Origin of the sequence: Burkholderia ambifaria AMMD (assembly GCF_000203915.1) — a bacterium.
In the GTDB taxonomy this organism is placed as follows: domain Bacteria; phylum Pseudomonadota; class Gammaproteobacteria; order Burkholderiales; family Burkholderiaceae; genus Burkholderia; species Burkholderia ambifaria.
The window spans coordinates 27994-50459 of record NC_008392.1 but is presented as its reverse complement, the minus strand read 5'-3'; the positions used below and the strand labels follow the sequence as shown (position 1 = coordinate 50459).

At 69.8% G+C, this 22466-nt stretch carries 20 protein-coding genes; 14 read left to right on the top strand and 6 right to left on the bottom strand.

What is annotated here, in order from left to right; translation table 11 throughout:
- Positions 1-139 precede the first annotated feature (139 nt).
- From katE to ligD, 3 genes are read left to right on the top strand one after another with little or no spacing between them, the layout of a single operon-like run.
- Positions 140-2266 carry a catalase HPII gene (gene katE, locus BAMB_RS27970; RefSeq protein WP_265096058.1) on the top strand — a complete coding sequence of 709 codons (2127 nt, stop codon included), beginning with the start codon at positions 140-142 and terminating at the stop codon, positions 2264-2266.
- 57 nt (positions 2267-2323) lie between these two features.
- A complete protein-coding gene (gene ku, locus BAMB_RS27965; protein WP_011660517.1) occupies positions 2324-3331 on the top strand; it encodes a non-homologous end joining protein Ku in 1008 nt (335 codons plus the stop codon).
- A 24-nt stretch (positions 3332-3355) separates the two neighbouring features.
- Complete coding sequence (ligD, locus tag BAMB_RS27960) at positions 3356-6154, top strand: DNA ligase D (protein ID WP_011660516.1); 2799 nt, start codon at positions 3356-3358, stop codon at positions 6152-6154.
- Positions 6155-6159: 5 nt separating this feature from the next.
- Here the strand turns inward: ligD and BAMB_RS27955 are convergent, their stop codons facing one another.
- Together BAMB_RS27955 and BAMB_RS27950 are read right to left on the bottom strand one after the other, a co-directional pair.
- Positions 6160-7485 carry a cation:proton antiporter gene (locus BAMB_RS27955; protein WP_011660515.1) on the bottom strand — a complete coding sequence of 442 codons (1326 nt, stop codon included), beginning with the start codon at positions 7483-7485 and terminating at the stop codon, positions 6160-6162.
- Positions 7486-7527: 42 nt separating this feature from the next.
- Positions 7528-7884 (bottom strand): DUF3175 domain-containing protein, encoded by a 357-nt coding sequence (locus BAMB_RS27950; protein ID WP_011660514.1) that lies wholly within the window; start codon positions 7882-7884, stop codon positions 7528-7530.
- Positions 7885-8028: 144 nt separating this feature from the next.
- Here BAMB_RS27950 and BAMB_RS27945 point away from each other — a divergent pair, with 144 nt between their 5' ends.
- From BAMB_RS27945 to BAMB_RS27925, 5 genes are all read left to right on the top strand, one after another.
- Complete coding sequence (locus BAMB_RS27945) at positions 8029-8448, top strand: hypothetical protein (RefSeq protein WP_041491744.1); 420 nt, start codon at positions 8029-8031, stop codon at positions 8446-8448.
- A gap of 91 nt (positions 8449-8539) precedes the next feature.
- Positions 8540-8905, top strand: coding sequence for a DUF3022 domain-containing protein (locus tag BAMB_RS27940; RefSeq protein ID WP_011660512.1), 366 nt, complete (start codon positions 8540-8542; stop codon positions 8903-8905).
- Positions 8906-9146: 241 nt separating this feature from the next.
- Positions 9147-9695, top strand: coding sequence for a type 1 glutamine amidotransferase domain-containing protein (locus BAMB_RS27935; RefSeq protein WP_011660511.1), 549 nt, complete (start codon positions 9147-9149; stop codon positions 9693-9695).
- Between the two features lie 3 nt (positions 9696-9698).
- Positions 9699-10040 (top strand): DUF1488 family protein, encoded by a 342-nt coding sequence (locus BAMB_RS27930; RefSeq protein WP_011660510.1) that lies wholly within the window; start codon positions 9699-9701, stop codon positions 10038-10040.
- A 270-nt stretch (positions 10041-10310) separates the two neighbouring features.
- Positions 10311-10520 (top strand): hypothetical protein, encoded by a 210-nt coding sequence (locus BAMB_RS27925; RefSeq protein WP_011660509.1) that lies wholly within the window; start codon positions 10311-10313, stop codon positions 10518-10520.
- Between the two features lie 61 nt (positions 10521-10581).
- Here BAMB_RS27925 and BAMB_RS27920 read toward each other — a convergent pair whose 3' ends face one another.
- Entirely contained in the window at positions 10582-11829 is a 1248-nt protein-coding gene (locus BAMB_RS27920) for a phosphatidylserine decarboxylase family protein (RefSeq protein ID WP_011660508.1), read from the bottom strand.
- A 128-nt stretch (positions 11830-11957) separates the two neighbouring features.
- Between BAMB_RS27920 and BAMB_RS27915 the strand changes: the two genes are divergently transcribed.
- The 6 genes from BAMB_RS27915 to arsN2 all read left to right on the top strand — a co-directional run bounded on the left by BAMB_RS27915 (position 11958) and on the right by arsN2 (position 15522).
- A complete protein-coding gene (locus tag BAMB_RS27915; protein WP_041491743.1) occupies positions 11958-12209 on the top strand; it encodes a hypothetical protein in 252 nt (83 codons plus the stop codon).
- Between the two features lie 113 nt (positions 12210-12322).
- The gene (locus BAMB_RS27910) at positions 12323-12658 is read left to right on the top strand and encodes an ArsR/SmtB family transcription factor (protein WP_011660507.1); all 336 of its coding nucleotides are present in this window, start codon (positions 12323-12325) and stop codon (positions 12656-12658) included.
- A 22-nt stretch (positions 12659-12680) separates the two neighbouring features.
- Positions 12681-13175, top strand: a complete 495-nt coding sequence (locus tag BAMB_RS27905; RefSeq protein ID WP_011660506.1) for an arsenate reductase ArsC — start codon at positions 12681-12683, stop codon at positions 13173-13175.
- Positions 13176-13241: 66 nt separating this feature from the next.
- Positions 13242-14312, top strand: a complete 1071-nt coding sequence (gene arsB / locus BAMB_RS27900) for an ACR3 family arsenite efflux transporter (protein ID WP_041491742.1) — start codon at positions 13242-13244, stop codon at positions 14310-14312.
- 20 nt (positions 14313-14332) lie between these two features.
- Entirely contained in the window at positions 14333-15055 is a 723-nt protein-coding gene (arsH, locus tag BAMB_RS27895) for an arsenical resistance protein ArsH (protein WP_011660504.1), read from the top strand.
- Positions 15056-15093: 38 nt separating this feature from the next.
- Positions 15094-15522: an arsenic resistance N-acetyltransferase ArsN2 gene (gene arsN2, locus BAMB_RS27890; RefSeq protein ID WP_011660503.1), complete on the top strand. Its 429-nt coding sequence runs from the start codon at positions 15094-15096 to the stop codon at positions 15520-15522.
- A 68-nt stretch (positions 15523-15590) separates the two neighbouring features.
- On the opposite strand, the gene treY is transcribed toward arsN2, so the two are convergent.
- From treY to treZ, 3 genes are read right to left on the bottom strand one after another with little or no spacing between them, the layout of a single operon-like run.
- The gene (treY, locus tag BAMB_RS27885; protein ID WP_011660502.1) at positions 15591-18365 is read right to left on the bottom strand and encodes a malto-oligosyltrehalose synthase; all 2775 of its coding nucleotides are present in this window, start codon (positions 18363-18365) and stop codon (positions 15591-15593) included.
- Entirely contained in the window at positions 18362-20593 is a 2232-nt protein-coding gene (gene malQ / locus BAMB_RS27880; RefSeq protein WP_011660501.1) for a 4-alpha-glucanotransferase, read from the bottom strand. Before malQ ends, treY begins: the two co-directional genes overlap by 4 nt.
- Positions 20590-22461, bottom strand: a complete 1872-nt coding sequence (gene treZ / locus BAMB_RS27875) for a malto-oligosyltrehalose trehalohydrolase (RefSeq protein ID WP_011660500.1) — start codon at positions 22459-22461, stop codon at positions 20590-20592. The genes malQ and treZ overlap by 4 nt, the downstream gene beginning before the upstream one ends.
- Positions 22462-22466 lie beyond the last annotated feature (5 nt).

The window sequence follows — 22466 nt, the reverse complement described above, 5'->3', positions numbered from 1 at the left end:
AGGCGCCGCAGCCTGCAGCGACACCGCAGGCGGGCCGCCGCGGCATACGCCGCGCGGCTCGCCCGTTTTACGTGCCGGCAGCCGTGTGCGCCGCTACGCGCCCGTACACGCCGCTCTTCACAGAACCGCAACCGAACCGATACGAGAGGACGCGCGCATGACCAATCCCCCGCAATCCGGCAATCCGACGCCCAATCCGCCGCAACCCGACAGCGCGAAGTCGCGCCAGCTCGACGAGAATCGGCTGCGGCCCGACGGCGAGGCGCTGCGCACCAACCAGGGCGTGCGCATCGCCGACAACCAGAACACGCTGCGCGGCGGTGCGCGCGGCCCGTCGCTGCTCGAAGACTTCATCATGCGCGAGAAGATCACGCACTTCGATCACGAACGGATTCCCGAACGGGTCGTGCACGCGCGCGGCTCGGCCGCGCACGGCGTGTTTCGCGTCTACGAGCCGATGGCCGACTACACGAAGGCCGCGTTCCTGCAGGACCCGGCCGCCGAAACGCCGGTGTACGTGCGCTTTTCCACCGTGCAGGGCCCGCGCGGCTCGGCCGACACGGTGCGCGACGTGCGCGGCTTCGCGGTGAAGTTCTATACCGAAGAGGGCAACTACGACCTGGTCGGCAACAACATGCCGGTGTTCTTCATCCAGGACGCGATCAAGTTTCCCGACTTCGTGCACGCGGTGAAGCCCGAGGCGCCGAACGAGATGCCGACCGGTGCGTCCGCGCACGACACGTTCTGGGATTTCGTATCCCTCGTGCCCGAAACCACGCATACGGTGCTGTGGCTGATGTCCGACCGCGCGCTGCCTGCGAGCTTCCGCGCGATGGACGGCTTCGGCGTGCACACGTTCCGCTTCGTGAACGCGGCCGGCGCCGAGCATTTCGTGAAGTTCCACTGGCGGCCCGTGAGCGGCGCGTATTCGCTGCTGTGGGACGAAGCGCAGCGCATCGCCGGCCACGACCCCGATTTCAACCGGCGCGACCTGTGGATGGCGATCGAGCGCGGCGACTATCCGGAGTTCGAGCTCGGCGTGCAGCTGATCGATCCCGCCGACGCGAACAAGTTCGATTTCGATCTGCTCGACCCGACCAAGCTGGTGCCGGAGGAACTCGTGCCGGTGCGCCCGATCGGCCGCATGACGCTGAACCGCAACCCGGACAACTTCTTCGCGGAGACCGAGCAGGTCGCGTTTCACCCGGGGCACGTGGTGCCCGGCATCGACTTCACGAACGATCCGCTGTTGCAGGGGCGCCTGTTCTCGTACACCGACACGCAGCTGAGCCGGCTCGGCGGCCCGAACTTTCACGAGATTCCGATCAACCGGCCGGTGTGCCCGTTCGCGAACAACCAGCGCGATGCGATGCACCGGCAGACGATCGCGGTCGGGCAGGCGTCGTACGAACCGAATTCGCTGAACGGCGGCTGGCCGCGCGAGACGCCGCCCGCGCCGTCCGGCGGCGGCTTCGAGACGGTGCACGAACCGCTCGAAGGCGACAAGGTGCGCGTGCGCAGCGAAACGTTCGCCGATCATTTCTCGCAGCCGGCGCTGTTCTACCAGAGCATGACCGAGATCGAGCAGCGGCATATCCGCGACGCGTACTGCTTCGAGCTCGGCAAGGTGACGAAGCCGGAGATTCGCGAGCGCGTGGTCAACGAGATCATCGCGCGATTCGACGCGGGGCTGGCCGCGCAGGTCGCCGAACGGCTCGGGCTGCCGGCGCCGCAAACGGCCACGACGCCGGCAGTCAAGCAGCGCGCGCCGTCGTTGAGCCTGATAGGCCGCTCGAAGCCCGGTATGCGCTCGCGCAAGATCGCGCTGATCGCGACGCCCGGCGTGAGCCAGACGCTCGTCGAGCAGGTGCGCGGCGCGCTGACGGCCGCGGGCGCGGTGCCGACGATCGTCGCGCCGACCCTCGCGCCGATCGGCAGCATCGTGCCGCAGGCGACGCTCGCCGGGATGCCGTCGGTGATGTTCGACGCGGTGTTCGTGTGCGGCGGCGACGGCGATGGCCGAAATCTCGCGCACAGTGCCGACGCGCGGCACTTCGTGCGCGAGGCGTTCAAGCACCTGAAGCCGATCGCGGCGGTCGGCTCCGGGCGTCAGTTGCTGAGCGCCGCGCATCTGCCGGATCCGGCCGAAGGCGTGTGCGTCGCGCAAGCGGCCGATCTCGACGCGTTGCTGCGCACGTTTTCGGACGAGATCGGCCGGCATCGGGTCTGGTCGCGCGAGCAGCAGGCGGCCGAGCTGCCGGCATAGCGTCGCACGGCGCCTGCCCCTTCGGGGGCGGGCGCGGGTGCGGCAAGGAGGACAGGCATGGCACCGCGGATGATATGGAAAGGCGCGATCAGTTTCGGGCTCGTTCACGTGCCCGTGCAGCTGTTCCCGGCGACACGCACCGTGAAGCCGTCGTTCCGGCTGCTCGACAAGCGCTCGATGGATCCGGTCGGCTATCGGCAGATCAACAAGCGCACCGGCAAGGAGGTCACGCGCGAGGACATCGTGCGCGGCTACGAGTACGAGAAGGAGCGCTACGTTGTACTGACCGATGAAGAGATTCGCGCGGCGAACCCCGAATCGACGCAGACGGTCGACATTCTCACGTTCGTCGACGCGGACGCGGTGTCGTTCCTGTATCTCGACACGCCGTACTACCTCGTGCCGGACCGCAAGGGCGAGAAGGTCTATGCGCTGCTGCGCGAGGCACTGAAGGACAGCGGCAAGATCGGCATCGCGCTCGTCGTGATGCGCGACCGCCAGCATCTCGGCGCGCTGATTCCGGTCGGGCCGCTGCTCGCGCTCGACACGTTGCGCTGGCAGGAGGAACTGCGCCCGCTCGACGAACTGTCGGTGCCGACGGACGACGCAAAGCACGCGGGCGTGACCGCGCGCGAGCTGACGATGGCGAAGAAGCTGATCGACGACATGGCGGGCAAGTGGACGCCCGACGAGTATCACGACACGTTCCGCGACGACATCCTCGAACTGGTCGAGCGCAAGGTGCGCTCGGGCAAGATCGAGGAAATCGAGGACCGGCCGGCGCAGACGGGCCGTGCCGCGACCAACGTGGTCGACCTCACCGAGCTGCTCAAGCGCAGCCTGAAGGGCGGCGGTGGCGCGCGCGCATCGGACCTGCGCGACGAACGCGCGGAAGAGGAGGCCGAGACGTCGTCGCCTGCCGGCGCGCGTCGCAAGGCGGCTGCGAAATCCGCGTCGAAAGGCGCGGCCGTGAAGAGTCCGGCGAAGCGGCCGGCCGCGAAACGCGCGGCGACGGGCGCACATGCGGCGAAGAAAACCGCCGTGCGCGGCAAGCACGCCGCATGATGCCGCACGACGCGAGGTGATGCGATGGCCGGCAAGCTCGATCCGTATCGGCGCAAGCGCCACTTCGGCGCGACGCCGGAACCCGAAGGCGCGCACGGGCATCATGCGAAGGCCGGTGCGAAGCCCGCCGCGCGCGCGAGCGCACGGGGCACTCACCCGCTGCGCTTCGTGATCCAGGAGCACCACGCGCGGCGACTGCACTACGACTTTCGGCTCGAACTCGATGGCACGCTGAAGTCGTGGGCCGTGCCGAAGGGGCCGAGCTTCGATCCGTCGGTGAAGCGCCTCGCGGTGCACGTCGAGGACCATCCGCTCGAATACGCGTCGTTCGAAGGCCAGATTCCGGAGGGCCATTACGGCGCGGGCTCGGTCGTCGTATGGGACGAAGGCACGTGGACGCCCGATGGCGGGGTTGCGCAGGCACGCGAAGGCTATCGCGCGGGCAAGCTGACGTTCCGGCTCGATGGCGAAAAGCTGCACGGCGGCTGGGCGCTCGTGCGCAGCGGGCGGCAGGAGGGGCGGCAGGAGCAGTGGCTGCTGATCAAGGAGCGCGACGACGACGCGCGCAGCATGGACGAATTCGACGTCGTCGGCGAGCGGCCGGGCAGTGTGCACGACGGCGCGGCGTCGGCGCGGGCGGACGCGAAGAACGGCTCGGCGCGCGGGTCGCGAAGCGGGCAGCGCGAGAAGTCCGGCACATCCGCGGCGCGGCATGACGACCACCGGCACGACGGCCACGCCGGCACGCCCATCGACCCTTCCCGGATCGAAGGCGCGGTGCGCGCGCCGCTGCCCGAGCACGTCGCGCCGCAACTCGCGACGCTGGTCGACGGTCCGCCGACGCAGGGCGACTGGTGCTATGAACTGAAGTTCGACGGCTACCGGATCCTTGCGCGCATTTCCGGCAAGGGCGCGCGCCGGCATGTGAAGCTGATGACGCGCGAAGGCCGCGACTGGACCGCGAAGCTGCGCGCGCAACGCGATGCGCTCGCGGCGCTCGACGTCGACGCCGCGTGGCTCGACGGCGAGGCCGTCGTGCTCGGCAAGAACGGCCTGCCCGATTTCCAGGCGTTGCAGAACGCATTCGGCGGCGGGCATTCGGACGAGATCACGCTGTTCGTGTTCGACCTGCCTTATCTCGACGGTTACGACCTGCGCGACGCGCCGCTCACCGCGCGCCGCGCGTTGCTCGAACCCTTGTTCGCCGACAGCGACCCCACGCGGCTGCGCTTTTCGCCCGATCTCGGCAACGACGTCGCATCGCTGATCGCGAGCGCATGCGACACCGGCCTCGAAGGGCTGATCGGCAAGCGCGCCGAGTCGCGCTATCGCGCCGGACGCTCGCCCGCGTGGATCAAGCTCAAGTGCCGGCGCCGGCAGGAGTTCGTGATCGGCGGCTATACCGAGCCGTCGGGCAGCCGGCACGGCTTCGGCGCGCTGCTGCTCGGCGTGCACGAACCGGCCGCGGACGGCAAGCGGCGGCGCGGGCCGGGGCCGTTGCGCTACGTCGGCCGCGTCGGCACCGGCTTCGACACGCGGATGCTCGACCGGCTTACCCCCATCCTGCGCAAGCACGAACGCGACACGATGCCGTTCGATCCGCCGCCGCGCGAACGCTCGCGCACGCCCGTGCACTGGATCGAGCCGGTGCTCGTCGCCGAATGCGAATTCGCGGAATGGACCGGCGACGGCATCGTGCGGCAGGCCGCGTTCATCGCGCTGCGCGAGGACAAGCCGGCGGCACGGATCGTCCGCGAGGTGCCGAAGCATACGGAAACGGAGGTGCAGATGGAACAGCGTCAAACCACGCGGCACGAAAGGCACAAACCCAAGGGCGCGGCGCGCGCGGAGCGCGACACGAGCGACGCAAGCGATGGCAAACACCCCGCACGTTCCCGCGGCTCCCGTCGCGCCGAGGCCGACGATACCGGCCCCGACCAGCTCGGCCGCGTGCGCATCAGCCATCCGGAGCGCGTGATCGACTCGCACAGCGGCACGCGCAAGATCGATCTCGCGCGCTACTGGCAATGGGTCGCGCCGTGGCTGCTGCGGGACCTGAAGGGTCGCCCTGTGTCGCTCGTGCGCGCACCGGGCGACATCTCGGGCGAGCTGTTCTTCCAGAAGCACGCGGAGCGCCGCGAGATCCCGTTCGTCACGCAACACGAAGGGCTCGATCCGGGCCATGGCCCGCTGCTGTCGCTCGACAGCGTCGATGCGCTGCTCGGTGCCGCGCAAATGGGCACGATCGAGCTGCATACGTGGAATGCGCACGCGTCGAACATCGAGCGGCCCGACCGGATCGTGTTCGACCTCGATCCCGATCCGGCGCTGCCGTGGAGCGCGATGATCGACGCCGCGCAGCTCGTGCGCGGGCTGCTCGACGAACTCGGCCTCATCTCGTTCTGCAAGACGAGCGGCGGCAAGGGGCTGCACGTCGTCGTGCCGATCACGCGGCACATGGGATGGGACGAAGTGAAGGATTTCTCGCGCGCGGTCGCGCAGCATGTCGCGGGTGCGTTGCCCGATCGCTTCACCGCGACGATGGGCCCGAAGCACCGGCGCGGCAAGATCTTCATCGACTACCTGCGCAACGGCCGCGGCGCGAGCACGATCGCCGCGTATTCGGTGCGCGCGCGGCCCGGGCTCGGCGTGTCGGTGCCGCTGCGCTGGGACGAGGTGCCCGACACGACGGGCGGCGCGCAATGGACGATCGACACGCTGCACGAGCGCCTCGATCGACTGAAGCGCGATCCGTGGGACGGCTATGACGACACGCGCCAGCGAATCACCGCACAAATGCGCGCGCGGCTCGGCACGTCGTGACGCAATCAGGGTCCGCGCCGGTGCTGCAGACGGTAATACCAATCCATCAGCGGCGTCGCGGAGATCCCGTGCGCGATCACCGACGCCACCACGACGGCAAGCACCGGCGCCGCGAGCGGCCGCACCGTGCTGGATGGCCCGTGCTCGAGCGCGAACAGAAGGTAGTAGAACGAACCGATTCCGCGTATCCCGAACCAGGCCATCAGCCGCCGCTGCGCAAGCGTCGCGTGTGAGCCGGTGAGCGTCAGCAGCACCGCGAACGGCCGCACGGCGACGAACAGCACCAGCGCCAGCGCAACCGCGCCCCACGTGACGAGCGGAGCCGACAGCGTGCCGAGTACGCTGCCGATCATCGTCATCACGAGCGCCTCGGCGATCCGCTCGAGCTCGATCGTGAAATCGAGCACCGATTCGGCCATGAACGCGTGGACTTTCTCCGGATGTTTCTCGGTCGCGCTCACGTCTTCCGAATCGACCTGGCCGATCACCTCGCGCGGCGGGCGATCGCCGCTGGCTCGATGCTCGACGCGGCGCATCGCGACGCCCGCGGCGAACGTCGCGATGAAGCCGAACGTATGCGCGAACTGCGCGGCGCCGAACGACAGCACGATCAGCGCGAGCGCGAAGAAGCCTTCGAAGCCGAGCGCCTGCGCATAGCGGGTGCGCAGCCGGCCGATCGCCTTGGTCGTGGCCGCGCCGAGCAGGCCGCCGATCGCGGCAGCGCCGCCGATGCCCCACAGCACGGCCAGCGCGAACGTGCCGGACAACGGCGGCGGCCCGTGCGGCGTATCGGGCACGCCGCACAGCGCGAGGCCCGCGAGCGCGAACGGCAGCGCGATCCCGTCGTTCATCCCGCCTTCGCCGGACAGCGCGAAGCGCACCAGATCGCGGTCGCCGGGATCGTGCACCTGCACGTCGTGCGCGAGCACCGGGTCGGTCGGCGCGAGGATCGCCGCGAGCAGCAGCGCGGGGCCCCAGCCGAGGCCGAGCGTCAGCACCGCGCAGCCGGCGAGCAGCGGCACGGTGACGATCATCGCGAGCAGGCCGAGCCGGCATGGCACGAGCCACAGCTTGTCGGACAGCGGCACGCGCAGCCGCAGCCCGATCGCGAACAGCGACACCAGCAGCGCGACCTCGACGATCTCGCGCAGCAGCCGCGCGTCGCGTTCGATATCGAGGTGCAGAAGCCCGACGCCGGACGGACCGAGCGCGACGCCGAGCACGAGATAGATCATCGCGGTGCTGCACGGCAGACGGCGCAGCGCCGACGTCGCGACACCCATGCCCATCAGCACCGCGCCGATGATCAGATACCACAGCGTTTCATGCATGCGAGGAAGCTGAATGTTTCGATACGAGGCAGGCGGGGGCCGTCACGGCTTGCGCCCGAACGCCTCGCGCAATTTGCGCTTTGCGCGTTCGAGCGTCGTGCGGCGCGTTTTCGGCAGCGTGCGGCCGGCGCGATTCACGTAGAAGTTCAGCATCGACATCGCCGACTGGAACGGTGTGGCCTTGCGACGGCGGCTATGTTCGGCCGAGCGCTTGAGCGAAGCGGCGATCTCGCCCGGATCGTCCGACTTGAAGATGTCGGGCTCGATGTCGAGCGCGTCGCTCTTTTGCATGACGTCCGCGGACCAGCGCTTGCGCGGATGCGAAGCGTGGCCGCGGGTGCGTCCCGGACGGCGGGTCGCGCGTTTACCGTGCGGATGGGAAGCGGAAGCTGAAGGCATGGCGGGGCTCCGTACGGGTTCGGGATGACGGGTGACGGGGCCGCAAGCCGCGTGCCGCGCCCGCTGACCGGCACGGGCCTTGCTGAATCGCAGGGGCAGGACAGACATTCCACGACCAGCGATTCCATTGACGGAGAACGCTCCATGAAACCAGCATCCGAATCGAACGCTGCCGCGCGCCGGATCGCCGCATGCGCGGCCGTCGCGCTCATCGCCGCGGCGCCGGCCGCGTGGGCACAGAATTCGCAACGCCCCGGTGAGGGCACCGGCGCGCCCATCCTGTCGCCGCCGGACGACACGTCGGCGCAGGGAACGGGCAGCATGACCAACGGCAATACCGCTGCGCCGCCGCCGGCGACCCGCATGCAGGAGCCGCGCGGCACCCGCTCGCACGTGCGCCCGCAGGTACGGCCCAAGCCGGGCGGCCCGAGCGGGGCCGGAACCGGCGGTAGCGGCAGCACGGGCGGCGGCGGCGCGGCCGGCGGCAGCGCAGGCGGCGGTGGCGCAGGCGCAGGCGGTGGTGGCGCGGGCGGCACCGGCGGCGCGGGTTCCAGCGGTTATTGACGTTTCCCGTGTCGTGCCGGCACAGCCGGCGCGGCGCGATGGCGGCCGGCGGCCTCGCGGCCGTCACGCCGCCACCACGCAGGAGAACATCATGCAATCGAATTACCGAACTACGTTCGACGCAAGCGACCTCGATACCGACGACGTCGATAGCGACGAACTCGATACGGCGGTGAATCTCGACGTCGAGACCGGCAGGATCACGTTCCACGCGGCGTGGGCGCTCGCGCCCCATGCACCGCAGGGCATCGCGCGGCACGCGGTCGTGCTTGCGCTCGACTGCGACACGATGGCCCGCTACGCGGACCTCGACGACGGCGCGCGGATGCGCGTGCACGCGATGCTGCACGACAGCGTGCAGGCCACGCTCGAATCACTGTCGGACGCCACCGAGGACCTGACGGTGACGGTCGAGCTGACCGACGCGATGCTCGACGCCGCGCGTCACCTGCAATGAGCGCGGCGCGCGCAGTCGCGTTACATATTCCGTTGAAATCTTTGCAGGCGCCGCGCCGCCCGACGTGCGGCGCACCACGCGCACCACGCGGCGGCATACCTACGAGCCATCGTTGGCCGCTACCGGGGTCGTGCCCTGTCGAAATCGGCTCGTACGATTTGCCTCGACGAGGCCGCGGCACGCCGCTTGCTTCGCGACGGGCATGGCACGACCGGTTCCGCAACACAACAGGGAGCATTCCATGACAGGCAAGCTGGACCATTGCAAGGTAGCGATACTCGCGGTCGACGGCTTCGAGGAAGCCGAGCTCGTCGAGCCGCAGCGCGCGCTGAAGGCGGAAGGCGCGCAGGTCGACGTGATCTCGCAGAAGCCCGGCGAGATCCAGGGGTTCAGGCACGTCGACAAGGGCGATCGCGTGAAGGTCGACCATACGTTCGACGATGCGCGCATCGGCGATTACGACGCGGTGGTGCTGCCGGGCGGCGTCGTCAACGGCGACGCGATCCGGATGCTGCCGGCCGCGCGCGAGTTCGTGACCGCGGCCGTCGGCGCGGGCAAGCCGATCGCGGCGATCTGCCATGGCGGCTGGCTGCTCGTGTCGTCGGGGCTGGTGGAAGGCCGCACGATGACGAGCTGGCCGAGCCTGCAGGACGACATCCGCAACGCGGGCGGCAAGTGGGTCGACGAGGAGGTGGTGCGTGACGGCAACCTGATCACGAGCCGCAAGCCCGACGACCTGCCTGCATTCAACGGCGCGCTGGTGCAGTCCCTCGCGTCGCGAGGAGCGTGAGCGATGCCGACCGAATCCGTTCACCGCGCGAGACTGACCGACGCGCCGCCGGAGTTCGACGGCGCGGTGATGCAGATGCGCTTCGTCGTCGAGTTCGACGGGAAGCCGCAGATCTGCGCGATCACGGTCGAGGCGCTCGAGGATCATTTCGGCGCGCGCTCCGCGCTCGAAGCCGACCTGCGCGAAGCGTTCGAACGCGGCCGTGCACGCATCGAAGCCGCGTGCGCGGAAGTGCTCGCCGACGGCAAGGGCGGCACCGAGCTGCACAGCGGCTACTTCCGCGTGCAGGACAAGGCGGCGGGCAATACGGCCCGCGCCGGCATGGCCCGCTCGCGGAAATCGTAAGTCACCGGGGGCCAGGTCGCGCGCACGCCGTATCGGGCTCGCCGTCGCGCCGGCGTTGCCGCTCCGTTACACGCGGTTGAAAACTTTGCAGCGGCCGTCACGCGGTTCGCAGGGACACATCGCGCCGCGCGCAGGCCGCGCGCGGCGCGACTGCGTCTCACATACTGGCACGCTCCCTGCATGTAGCTTTCGATGTAGGCGCCCGATGCGCGCCCGCGCCGACGCGGTGCCCTGCCGCCTCGCACGAAGCTGGACACGGGGGAGACGAACATGCTGACAGCCCATGAATTTGCCGCGCTGTTCCTGGTGCACCGCGCGCCGGAACAGATTCAGAGCGACCGCGACGACGTCGTCGCGCTGGTCGAACAACAACTGATCGAGATACGTCGCGACGCGTCGGGCGCGAGCCGTCCCGCGTTGACCGCTGACGGCCTGTCGATCGTGCAGTGCATGCAACGGCACGGCGGCACCGATGCGTGAGGCAATCGCGTAACGCGATCGCGCCATCGCGCGCCAACACCGACGCGGGCCGGCACGCCGTTCAGCGCGCGATCGCGACCGGCGCGTTGACCTGCACGACGGGCGTATCGTCGTCGAACGGCGGCGCGTGCACGAAGTGGTCGATCACGCCGGGTTCGAACAGCAGGCAGTAGGTCGAGCCGCCGTACTGGAAATAGCCGATCTCCTCGCCCTTGTCGATGCGCTGCCCCGGCATGACCTCGATCACGCACGACGACACGTCGCCCATCCCGACGAACACGCCCACCACGGTGCCGATCCCCGGATCGTCGCAATCGATCGCGATCACCGCGCGCGCGGCCACCGCCGTCATGTAGCCCTGCGAGTCGTTGAGTCCGGCCGGATCGGGACCTTCGGCTTCCGCGACCGAATAGTAGGTGCCGTCGACGCGGTACGCATGCGTGACGGTGCCACGCACCGGCGCGTGCCAGCGGTGATAGTTGTACGCGCTCAGATACGCCTGATAGAGGTCGCCGCCGACGAAGCGTTCGGCGAGCGGCAGCCGCGCCGGCGTGAAGATGTCGCGCAGCGAATACGGCTGCCCCTTGATCCAGAACTTGTCGCGGATTTTCAGGTTGGACTCGGCGTGATACGGCTGGGCCTCGCACGCGCTGACGATCACGTGCGGATCGCCCGGCGCCGTGACAGGCCGCGCATCCGCGCGAAACCGGCGCGTGAAGAAGTCGTTCCACGAAGCGAAGCCCCAGTGCGGCTGATCTTCCTGATACTGGAACTGCGACAGGCCCAGCCGCTCGCGCGCTTCGTCGCAGAACCAGCCGTCGGGCGCCGACGTGTCGAGATGCGTGCACGAATGCGGGCCGCCGAGGAAGTCGCACCAGACGTTCAGCACCTGCTTCAGGTGCGCATTGACCGCCGCGTCGCGAAACACCGCGTGGCCCGACGGCATGCACATCGGCCAGTCGAGGAATGCGTTCAGCGGGCACACGATCAGACTGGATTCGCTGAACGGCGGCGTGTAGGTCATCAGGTGGTCGATCACGGTCATCAACTCGCCGATCGACGCGTAGCCGAGCTTACGGCCCGATTCGAGCGCCTCGTCGATCGCGCGCGTGAGGCTCATGCGCAGCACGGCATTGTCGTCGAACAGCCGCGCGAGTTCCTGCACGGCCGGCGTGCGCAGCCGTTCGCCGGCATGCGCGCGCGCTTCGCCCGCAATTTTTTCACGATACGCGGCCATGTGCGCTTCCTCGCTGGCCATCCATCCGCCGAGGCGATGGCGGGTGGCGGGCGTGCTGCGATCGGTCGGCATGGTCACCTCCGGATGGGGTACGAAACGGATAGCAAGGAAGAGCAAGGCGCTTGCCCGACGCGCGGCACCGAAATTGCGGCGCCCGGACGATGGTTTCTTCTTTTCTTCGATGACTCAGGAGGGCAAATATGAATTCGGATTCGAATAGACGACAGAGCAACGACGCGGCTTCGACCGGCGAGCGCCGCGGCGGCGAGCAGCGGACCGTGGCACCGACCCGCACGCGGGCGCGAGTGCGCGCGGCGACGTCGCGTGAGTCCACTCGGCGCAGCGAGCGCAGGAGCGACAACGGGCCGGTGACGACGGGCGGGAATGACGCGACGGGCAAGCCGCTTTGGGAGGACGACAGCGGGGAGATGCCGCCGGAAGAATGGTCGTGATGATGTAACGGGGGCCGGGCGGTGCCGGTGGCTCAACCGCCCGGTTCTGGCACGGCAGGCTTTTTTGCGATGCAGAAGTTCCCTCGTTTCCACATTTCGAGTATTATCGAAACATGGAAACGAACCAGACCATCGCCGCGCTCTCCGCGCTCGCGCACGAATCCCGCCTCGCCGTCTTCCGCGCGCTCGTGCAGGCCGGCCCGTCGGGCCTGGCGGCCGGACAAATCGCGACGCTGCTCGACGTGCCGCCGTCGTCGCTGTCGTTTCATCTGAAGGAACTGGCCCACGCGCAGCTCGTCACGAGCCGCCAGGAAGGCCGCTTCGTGTTCTATTGCGCGAACTTCGCGACGATGAACGGCCTCGTCGGCTACCTCACCGAGAACTGCTGCGGCGGTAATCCGTGCTCGCCCGTCTCCGCCTGTTCGGCCGCCTGCCCCGACCCAACGTAAGCCCACCTTCACGGCGACGCCGATGACCACCAACGTCCTGATCCTTTGTACTCACAACTCCGCGCGCAGCGTGCTCGCCGAGGGCATGCTCAATCACTGGGCCGCGAAGCTCGGCCGCGACGTGCGCGCGTACAGCGCCGGGAGTGCGCCGAGCGGCCGGCTCAATCCGTTCGCGCTGGACGCGCTGACGCGCGCCGGCGTCGACGTCAGCGGATACCGCAGCAAGAGCTGGGACGAATTCGTCGGCGACGGCGCGCCGGAAATGCGCATCGTCATCACCGTATGCGACAGCGCGGCAGCGGAGGCTTGCCCGTACTGGCCCGGCAGCCCGGTGAAAGTGCATTGGGGCTACGCCGATCCGTCGAACGCGACGGGCGGCGATGCGGGCAAGCAGCTCGCGTTCGAACTGACGCGCGAGGCGCTCGGCTACCGGATGCTGCAACTGCTGGCGCTGCCGCTCGAACGCATGAGCAACGCCGAACTCCAGGCGGCATTGACCGCCATCGCGCAAAACTGAGCGCTCGCGCGGCGGCATGCACGAACCTGCATGCCGCGTGCCTTCCTCCATCCCGAGCCACGTCCGATGAACACGTCCAACGTCGTCCCGCCTCGCAACGCCGCTGTCAAGCCCGCGATCAACTTCTTCGAACGCTACCTGACGCTCTGGGTCGCGCTGTGCATCGTCGCCGGCATCGCGCTCGGCCAGCTGCTGCCCGGCCTGTTCCAGCGGATCGGCCGCATCGAGTATGCGCAGGTCAACCTGCCGGTCGGGCTGCTGATCTGGGTGATGATCGTGCCGATGCTCGTGAAGGTTGACTTCGGCGCGCTGCATGAAGTGCGCCGGCATGTGAAGGGAATCGGCGTCACGCTCGCGGTGAACTGGCTCGTCAAGCCGTTCTCGATGGCGTTCCTCGGCTGGCTGTTCATCCGGCAGTTGTTCGCGCCGATGCTGCCGGCGGACCAGCTCGACAGCTACATCGCCGGCCTGATCCTGCTGGCCGCCGCGCCGTGCACGGCGATGGTGTTCGTGTGGAGCCGGCTCACGGGCGGCGATCCGTTGTTTACGTTGTCGCAGGTCGCGCTCAACGACAGCATCATGGTGATCGCGTTCGCGCCGCTGGTCGGGCTGCTGCTCGGGATGTCTGCGATTACCGTGCCGTGGGCGACGCTGCTCACGTCGGTGGTGCTCTACATCGTGATTCCGGTGATCCTCGCGCAGCTTTGGCGCAAGCGGCTGCTGAGAAACGGGCAGGCCGCGTTCGACGCCGCGATGGCGCGGATCGGCCCGTGGTCGATCGCCGCGCTGCTGGCCACCCTCGTGCTGCTGTTCGCGTTCCAGGGCGAAGCGATCCTCAAGCAGCCGCTGGTGATCGCGTTGCTCGCGGTGCCGATCCTGATCCAGGTGTTCTTCAACGCGGCGCTCGCGTACTGGCTCAACCGCGCGGTGGGCGAGAAGCACAACGTCGCGTGTCCGTCCGCACTGATCGGCGCATCCAATTTCTTCGAGCTCGCCGTCGCGGCCGCGATCAGCCTGTTCGGTTTTCACTCCGGGGCGGCGCTCGCGACCGTCGTCGGCGTGTTGATCGAGGTGCCGGTCATGCTGCTGGTGGTGCGCATCGTGAACCGGTCGAAGGGCTGGTACGAGCGCGTGTGAGCCAACCCAGGAATCCCTCCATGACCGACCGACTGACCGACCTGCCGCAACTCGATCCCGCTTTGTTCCAGGTGCCGGACGCGAGCCGCTTGCGGCCGGCGTCGCCGTCCACCCATCCGCCGCGTTTCCTGCTGCTGTACGGTTCACTGCGCGAACGTTCGTTCAGCCGCCTGCTGGTCGAGGAAGCCGAGCGCCTGCTCACCGCGATGGGCGCGGAGGTGCGCGTGTTCAATCCGAGCGGCCTGCCGCTGCCCGACGATGCGCCGGAGAGCCATCCGAAAGTCGTCGAACTTCGCGAACTCGTGATGTGGTCGGAAGGGATGGTGTGGTGCTCGCCGGAACGACACGGCGCGATGACGGGCATCATGAAGTCGCAGATCGACTGGATTCCGCTGTCGGTCGGCGCCGTGCGGCCGACGCAAGGCAAGACGCTCGCGGTGATGCAGGTGAGCGGCGGCTCGCAGTCGTTCAACGCGGTGAACCAGATGCGCGTGCTGGGGCGCTGGATGCGCATGCTGACGATCCCGAACCAGTCGTCGGTGGCCAAGGCGTTCATGGAATTCGACGAAGCGGGGCGGATGAAGCCGTCGGCCTATTACGATCGGGTCGTCGACGTGCTGGAGGAACTGGTCAAGTTCACGCTGCTGACGCGTGATATCGGCCCGTATCTGGTCGACCGGTACAGCGAGCGCAAGGAAAGCGCGGAGGAATTGTCGAAGCGGGTGAATCAGCGCGGGATCTGACGCGCAACGTGCTGTCAATCCAATCGGGAGTCGATGTCATGCAATTTCGCTCGGCAGCGTTATCCGACCTTGCCTCGATCGAGGCATTGCTGCGCGCGTCGAACCTGCCGACGGCCGGCGTCGCGGAGCATCTGGGAAACTTCATCGTGCTTGCCGATCTGCTCGACGTGATCGGATGCGGCGGTATCGAATACCACGAAGACTTTGCGTTGATCCGGTCGGTTGCCGTCGTATCGCACGCGCACGGAAAAGGCTTCGGTAGCGCGATCGTGGAACGGCTGATCGCGACGTGTCGAGCACGCTCGGTCCGGTCTATCGGACTGCTGACGACGACCGCGGAGGACTATTTCACCGGCTTTGGTTTCGTGCCGGTTGCCCGTGGGGATGTACCGGGGCCGTTGCTGGCATCCAGCCAGTTTCGTGGTGTGTGCCCGCAGACGGCCACCGCGATGTTATTGGCGTGTTGAGCGGGTAGGTGGGACCGCCGTGTGTGTAGGTTGACCTCCGGGCGCCACCCGCCTTTGCACGAAACCGACTACAGCTCGCGACGCTTTGAATCGACTGCCACCAGCACCGCAACCGGCAACGCCGCCAGACAGCGAGCGAGCCGCATCGTGCCGTCCGGCGTCTCGACTTCGCTGCCGTCATTCAACCAGTCGATCCACCGCTCGCCGGCGCCCCGCGGCAGCACCACGACCGTATCCCCCCATTCACGAGGCTCGACGCGCGGCAATTCCGGCGCTTCGCCCAGCCAGCCGCACGCGAGCCGCGTGACGATCACCACGATCGTTGCGCTTTCGTCGCGCCGGGCGAACGCCACCGCATGCCGGCCGAGCCGGCCGCGCACGCGCAGCGGCACATAGGCGCCATCCGCGAACGTCGCGGGCCAGCGTGCGCGCAGCGCGAGCATCCGCTCGACGAGCGCGCGCTTCACGCGCGCATCGGGCCAGTGCCGCAGATACGCGGCGACCGGCTCATCGACCCGTTCGGCTGCGAGCGCGGCAAACGGCACGTCGCGCCGGTTGTCCGGATCGACGAGCGAGTGATCCCATGACTCGGTCCCCTGGTACAGATCGGGCACGCCCGGCGACGCCATTCTCAGCGCCGCCTGCGCGAGACTATTGACCACACCGGCCGGCGCGATCCGCGCGACGAACGCATGCAGCCGGTGCACGAAATCGCCCGCGCCGCGCGGCGTCAGGATCGCGCGCACGAACTGCTCGCACGCGCGCTCGTAGTCGGCGTCCGGCGCGAGCCAGTCCGTCTGCTGCTTTCCTTCGCGCAAAGCCTTCGTCTGCCAGCGCACCACGCGCTCCGCCAGCGCGGCAAGCGCGGTCGCATCGTCGGGCGCAAGCCCCGGTGGCCAGCAGCCGACCAGCGTCTGGTACAGCATCGCTTCCGCGGCCGGTCCCGGCGCCCACGCGAGATCGCGATGCGCGCCGCCGCGGTGCGGCTGGTTCAGCGCGGACCAGTCGAGCGACACCGCGCGCCACGCGTCCGGCATTTCGCTGAGCACCGCGAGCCGCATACGCGCATCCTCGCCGCGCTTGTGATCATGCGTCGCGGTCGCGACGAGCGTATGAGGAACGGTGCGCGCGCGACGCCGGTTGCGCGCATGGAACGCGCCGCGCGACAGGCTGAAGTCGCCCGCATCGGCGCCGACCTCGTTGCGCGACAGCAACCGTCCGTACCGGTAGTTGGCCGTGTCCTCGACGCCCTTCGCGGCGAGCGGCGCGGTGAGCTGCGCGAACGCGACGCGCGCCGCGTGCAGCAGCGCGGCATCCGCGCGCGGCACGCGCATGCCCGGCAGCCCGAGCCAGCCGGCGACGCGATCGAGCGCGTAACGATCGGACGGGTCGACTGCGGCGCATGCCGCGTCGTACGCGAGCGCCAGCACGCGGCCATCGGCGCCGGTGGGCTCGTCGCCGGGCGTGGGGTACATCCGGTACACGGGCAGGTGCACAGCTAGTTCGCCGAGCACGCGGTGGATCGCGATCTGGCTGACGTCGCGCGTCGCGGGCGCCGCACGCGCGATGCGATGCAGGGCTCGCGCGACGCGCGCGTGTTCGCCGGCGAGCTGGCGCTTCAGCACGCGCCGCTTGCCGGCCACCGCTTCCTGCGCGAACGAGCGCGCGGACCCCGACACGGCCGCCCAGTGCGCGGCGAGCGGCGCGGCGCCGGCCGGATCGTGCAGCAGCGCGGCGACGTCGTTCATGAAGTCGTAGCCGGTCGTGCCGTCGACGCGCCAGTCGTCGCGCAGCGTCTCGCCCGGCGCGAGGATCTTCTCGACGACGACATACGGGCGCTCGTCGCGCTGCGCGGCGAGCCGCGCATGCAAGCGCCGGCAATACGCGCGCGGATCGGCGAGGCCGTCGACGTGATCGACGCGCAGGCCGTCGATGTAGCCGGCCGCATGGAGGCCCAACGGCAGCGCGTGCACCGCGTCGAACACCGCGTCGTCCTCGACGCGCACGGCCGCGAGCGTCGCGATGTCGAAGAAGCGCCGCCAGTTCAGCTCGTCGGCGGCCGTGCGCCACCACGCGAGCCGGTAGTGCTGGCGTTCGAGCAATCGGTGCAGGCACGCGCGCGAGCGTGCGCGGCGCGGGTCGGCGCCGCGCAATATCGCGTCGAACGCATGCGGGCCCTGAGCGGCGGCGTAGTCGCGCAGCGCCGCGTGCGCGGCCGCGACACGCGGGCCGCCGCGCGCCGACGCGGTGGCGAAACGTTCGGCGAGCGCGTTCAGGTCCGCGCGGTTCGCGATGCGCAGGATTTCCGCGTAGGTCGCGATGGCGACCGGCAGCCGCCTGCCCGGGCACGCAATGAAGAAGCGCCCGGCCGATGGATCGGCGCCGAGCGTGATGTCGCCGGACGCGAGCGCGTCGCCGTAGGGCACGCCGAGGCAGGGCAGCAGCACCTTGCCGTCGAGCGCCGCATCGGGCGGGTGCCAGTCGATGTCGAAGTAGCGTGCGTACGGGCTCGCCCGTCCCCATTCGAGCACGTCGTTCCACCAGCCGTTCGACACGCCGCCCACGCCCATGTGATTCGGCACGATGTCGACGATCACGCCGAGGCCGCGCGCACGCAGCGCGTCGACCAGGCGCCGGAAGCCGGCCTCGCCGCCGAGCTCCGTGCTGATCGCGCGATGGTCGACGGTATCGTAGCCGTGCAGCGAACCGGGCTCGGCCGTCGTGATCGGCGACAGGTACAGATGGCTCACGCCGAGGCGCGCGAAATAGTCGGCGTGGGCGGCTGCGTCGTCGAACGTGAAGCCCGCGTGCAACTGCAATCGCAAGGTCGCGCGCGGCGTCATGCGTCGTCCTCCGGCGCTCGGCGCGCGTGCTCGATCGCCGTAATGCGGGTGCGCGCGTCGGCGTCTAACAGCGCGTCGACCGCGCGCGGCAGCCGGCGCAGCCAGTTCGGATGACCGCACGGCGGGCCGGGGAGATTCGGTTGCTCGTCGAGCGCGAGCAGATCCTCGAGCGGCACGATCGCGAGCGGCGACGGGCTGCGCGCGACGTATGCGAGCACTGCGCCGACGGGCGGCGTGTCGGCGGACGGAATCGGATCGCCGGCCGGTGCGCAGCCCGCGTGCTGCAACGCGCGCCACAACGCCGCGCGGTCGGTGGTGCGCTCGTCCTGGGCGGCGCGGAGGTCGAAAGAAGCGGGGGGCGGCGCGTCGTGGCCGTCATCCGCGGCGGGCGCATCGCCACGCAGGACCGGATCGATCCGTGCGTCGTGGCCGGTGTCGTGCGCGGCCGCGGCGCGGCCGACGTCGTCACCGGCAGGGTGCGGCTTGGTCGGCGCCGCAGCGGCCTCGGCCGCCACCCGCCGCCATTCGAGATCGATACCCCGCCACCAGCCGGCCACGGTCGGCAGGTCATGCGTCGACGTCATCGCGATCGTGTCGCGATCCCACGCCGACGGCGGTCGAAATGCGCGATCCGCGTCACGTTCGAACCACAGCACGCGCATTCCGGCGATGCCCTGCGCGCCGAGCCGCTCGCGAAAACCCGCCGGCACCGTGCCCAGATCCTCGCCGATCGCCACCGCCCGGTGCCGCGCGGCCTCCAGCGCGACGAGCCGCACCAGATCGTCGAGCGGATAACGCAGGTACGCGCCGTCGCGCGCCGATCCGCCTTCCGGCACGATCCACATCCGCGCGAAGCCGAGCACATGATCGATGCGAATCCCGCCGGCATGGGCGAAGGCCGCGCGCAACAGGTCGAGGAACGGCGTGAAGCCGTTCGCGCGCAGCGCGGCCGGTGTCCACGTCGTCACGCCCCACGCCTGGCCGTCCGCATTGAACAGGTCGGGTGGTGCGCCGACCGACACGCCGCGCAACAGCGTCGTGCCGTGCGCCCACGCGTCGCTGCCCGCGCGATCGGATCCGACCGCGAGGTCGGCGATCAGCCCGACCGCCATCCCGGCATCGCGCGCCGCCTGCTGCGCGTCGCCGAGCGCGCGCGACGCGCACCATTGCAGGAACGTATGGAACGCAATCGCGTCGGCATGCGCGTGCGCGAATGCGTCGACCTCGGCGGTGGCCGGCATCCGCCATTGCGCGGGCCAGTGCCGCCAGTCCGCGCCAATCCCGTGTTCGATGCAGAACGCCTGCAGCGCGTCGAAGCGCGCATGCGCGTCGAGTGCCGCACCGCCCGCCGCGCGAAACTGCTCGAACGCGTCGCGCGCAGGTTCGCCGTTCGCACGCCACGCATCGAAGCACGCGCGCAGGCGTCGCAGTTTCTGTGGCAGCACCTGCGGCCAGTCGATCAGCGGCGTATCCGGTGCGGATGCGACGTCCGCCGCCGCGCCGTTCGTGCGCCGCACGACATCGGCGCCTGGTACGGCATCGCAGTCGAGATACGCGACGTTGTGCCAGCGCCGCGACGACGGCGAATACGGGCTGTTGTGCTCGGGCAGCGCCGGATAGCCGGCATGCGTCGGGCTGATCGCGACCGCATCGGCCCCGTGCCGCGCGGCCTGCGCGGCGAGGCGCGCGAGTGCGGTGTAGTCGCCCGCACCGTCGTCGCCCGCGCGCCGCAGGCTGTAGAGCTGGGCCGAGATGCCCCAGCGGCGCTGCGCATCCGGCAGGCCGTCGCCAGCGGCGAACGGCCGCGCGCGCGGCGGCGCGATCGCGAGCCCGATGCGGTGCTCGCCGATGTCGAGCGTGTGATAGCCGGGCTGCGCGAGCGGCGGCAGCCTGCCGTATTCGCCCGCGCCGGCCACGCGCCCGTCGACGTGCTCGCCCGATTCCAGCGTGATCCGCCAGCGCGCGCCGCGCGGCGCGACGCTGCGCGGCAGCGTCAGCGGCACGCCCGCGTCGCCCGTCACGACCGGCGGCGCGGCGTCGTGCGCATCGACGAGGGCCGCCGCGCTGTCGACCCGCTCGATCGGCGTGCCGCAGGGCCAGCCGAGCGCATCGACGAGCGCGACGAGCGAATCGTCGGTCACGCGCCGCGCGACGCCGCCCGCGTCGATCCAGTCGGGTTCGAGCCCGGCCGCGCGCGCGAGTTCGGCGATCGGTACGTCGGTCGTCATGGTCGCGTGTGCCCGTTCGCGCGGTGTTTCAGCGCATCGTGGTTGACCGCGCCGTCGCGCCACGCGATGCAGGTACGAGGCGGCAGCCGCTGGTCGGCGAGCCGGTCGCGCGCGCGGGGCGGCGTCTCGAACACGATCTTGCCGACCGGCAGCGCGGGCAGCACCGCGTCGTGCGAGCCGGGATTGAACGCGATCGTCAGCGTGCTGCCGTCGCCGAGCCGCCAGCGCGCGACGAGCGCCTCCGCGTCGGGGCTAACGTGACCCGCCAGCAGCTCGACGCCGAGCGCGCGCGCGCCGGGCAGGTGCGGCGTCACCAGCGCCGCGCGCACCGTCAGCGCGCTGCGATAGAAGTGCCGCCATGCGTCGGCATCGGGCCACGCATCGTCGTCCGCGTGGGCCGGCGACGAGCGCACGAACGTGGCGACATCGTTCGGATCGGGAATCGCATCGCGATGCGCGGGATCGGCGAACGCGGAAAACGCGGCGAACTCGCGGCGACGGCCTTCGCGCACCGCATCGGCGAGCTCGCCGCGATAGTCGGTGAAGAACTGGAACGGCTGCGTGCTGCCGTCTTCCTCGCCCATGAACAGCAGCGGAATCTGCGGCGCGAGCAGCATCAACGCGGTCGCGGCGCGCACCGCGTCGTCGTTCGCGAGCGCGCGCAGCCGTTCGCCGAACGCGCGGTTGCCGATCTGGTCGTGGTTCTGCAGGAACGTGACGAACGCGGTCGGCGGCAGGTGCGCGCTCGGCTCGCCGCGCGGCGCACCGCCATGCAGCGGCGACGGCTCGCCCTGATACGCGAAGCCTTCGCCGAGCGTGCGCGCGAGACGGCGCAGCGGCGCGTCGGCGTACGCGCGGTAGTAGCCTTCGTGCTCGCCGGTCAGCAGCACGTGCGCGCTGTTGTGGAAGTCGTCGTTCCACTGCGCATCGAAGCCGTTGGGCCCGAGCAGGCTCGCGGTATTGCGTTCGTTCTCGAGCACCAGATGCACGTGGCGCGCATCGCCGAAATGCGTGCGCACGCGCCGGGCCAGCTCGCGCAGCCATGCATCGTCGTCGATCGCATGGGCGGCGTCGATGCGCAGGCCGTCGAAACGGAATTCGTCGAGCCAGTACAGCGCGTTGTCGATGAAGAACGCGCTCGTCTGCGCGCGCGAGAAATCGATCGCCGGGCCCCAAGCGGTCTGCCGGTCGGCCCGGAAAAATTCAGGCGCATAGCGCGGCAGCAGGTTGCCGTCGGGGCCGAAGTGGTTGTACACGACGTCGAGAAACACCTGCAGTCCGAGCCCGTGCGCGGCATCGACGAGCGCCTTCAGCTCCTCGGGCCGGCCGTATGACGCAGCGGGCGCGAACGGCAGCACGCCGTCGTAGCCCCAGTTGCGTGCACCGGGGAACGCGTTGACGGGCATCAGCTCGAGCGCGGTCACGCCGAGCGCGGCGATGTCGGACAGGCGCCGCTCGACGCTCGCATAGCCGCCGCAGGCACCGACGTGCAGCTCGTACAGCACCGTCTCGTGCCAGGGCCGGCCACGCCACGTGTCGTTGCGCCAGCGGTACGCGGCTGGATCGACGACCTGGCTCGGGCCGTGCACGTCGGACGGCTGGAAGCGCGACGCGGGATCGGGCACCGCGAGGCCATCATCGAGCAGAAAGCGATACAGCGTGCCGGCGCCGCAGCGCGCGACGACCTCGAACCAGCCGTCGCCGGCGGCCTGCATCGCGATGCGCTCGTCGCCGTGCAGTTCGACCGCGGCCGTGCGGCTCGCGGGCGCCCACAGCCGGAAGCGGGTGTGCTGCGCGTCGACGCAGGTCGCGCCGAACGACGACGCGAACGCGTGCGTGCCGGATGGATGGGCGGTACGTGACGACATGGCGG

Bases quoted from the DNA above. Each gene is read 5' to 3' on its own strand.
- ku (WP_011660517.1), top strand. From the start codon at position 2,324: ATGGCACCGCGGATGATATGGAAAGGCGCGATCAGTTTCGGGCTCGTT.
- ligD (WP_011660516.1), top strand. From the start codon at position 3,356: ATGGCCGGCAAGCTCGATCCGTATCGGCGCAAGCGCCACTTCGGCGCG.
- BAMB_RS27955 (WP_011660515.1), bottom strand. From the start codon at position 7,485: ATGCATGAAACGCTGTGGTATCTGATCATCGGCGCGGTGCTGATGGGC.
- BAMB_RS27950 (WP_011660514.1), bottom strand. From the start codon at position 7,884: ATGCCTTCAGCTTCCGCTTCCCATCCGCACGGTAAACGCGCGACCCGC.
- BAMB_RS27945 (WP_041491744.1), top strand. From the start codon at position 8,029: ATGAAACCAGCATCCGAATCGAACGCTGCCGCGCGCCGGATCGCCGCA.
- BAMB_RS27940 (WP_011660512.1), top strand. From the start codon at position 8,540: ATGCAATCGAATTACCGAACTACGTTCGACGCAAGCGACCTCGATACC.
- BAMB_RS27935 (WP_011660511.1), top strand. From the start codon at position 9,147: ATGACAGGCAAGCTGGACCATTGCAAGGTAGCGATACTCGCGGTCGAC.
- BAMB_RS27930 (WP_011660510.1), top strand. From the start codon at position 9,699: ATGCCGACCGAATCCGTTCACCGCGCGAGACTGACCGACGCGCCGCCG.
- BAMB_RS27925 (WP_011660509.1), top strand. From the start codon at position 10,311: ATGCTGACAGCCCATGAATTTGCCGCGCTGTTCCTGGTGCACCGCGCG.
- BAMB_RS27920 (WP_011660508.1), bottom strand. From the start codon at position 11,829: ATGCCGACCGATCGCAGCACGCCCGCCACCCGCCATCGCCTCGGCGGA.
- BAMB_RS27915 (WP_041491743.1), top strand. From the start codon at position 11,958: ATGAATTCGGATTCGAATAGACGACAGAGCAACGACGCGGCTTCGACC.
- BAMB_RS27910 (WP_011660507.1), top strand. From the start codon at position 12,323: ATGGAAACGAACCAGACCATCGCCGCGCTCTCCGCGCTCGCGCACGAA.
- BAMB_RS27905 (WP_011660506.1), top strand. From the start codon at position 12,681: ATGACCACCAACGTCCTGATCCTTTGTACTCACAACTCCGCGCGCAGC.
- arsB (WP_041491742.1), top strand. From the start codon at position 13,242: ATGAACACGTCCAACGTCGTCCCGCCTCGCAACGCCGCTGTCAAGCCC.
- arsH (WP_011660504.1), top strand. From the start codon at position 14,333: ATGACCGACCGACTGACCGACCTGCCGCAACTCGATCCCGCTTTGTTC.
- arsN2 (WP_011660503.1), top strand. From the start codon at position 15,094: ATGCAATTTCGCTCGGCAGCGTTATCCGACCTTGCCTCGATCGAGGCA.
- treY (WP_011660502.1), bottom strand. From the start codon at position 18,365: ATGACGCCGCGCGCGACCTTGCGATTGCAGTTGCACGCGGGCTTCACG.
- malQ (WP_011660501.1), bottom strand. From the start codon at position 20,593: ATGACGACCGACGTACCGATCGCCGAACTCGCGCGCGCGGCCGGGCTC.
- treZ (WP_011660500.1), bottom strand. From the start codon at position 22,461: ATGTCGTCACGTACCGCCCATCCATCCGGCACGCACGCGTTCGCGTCG.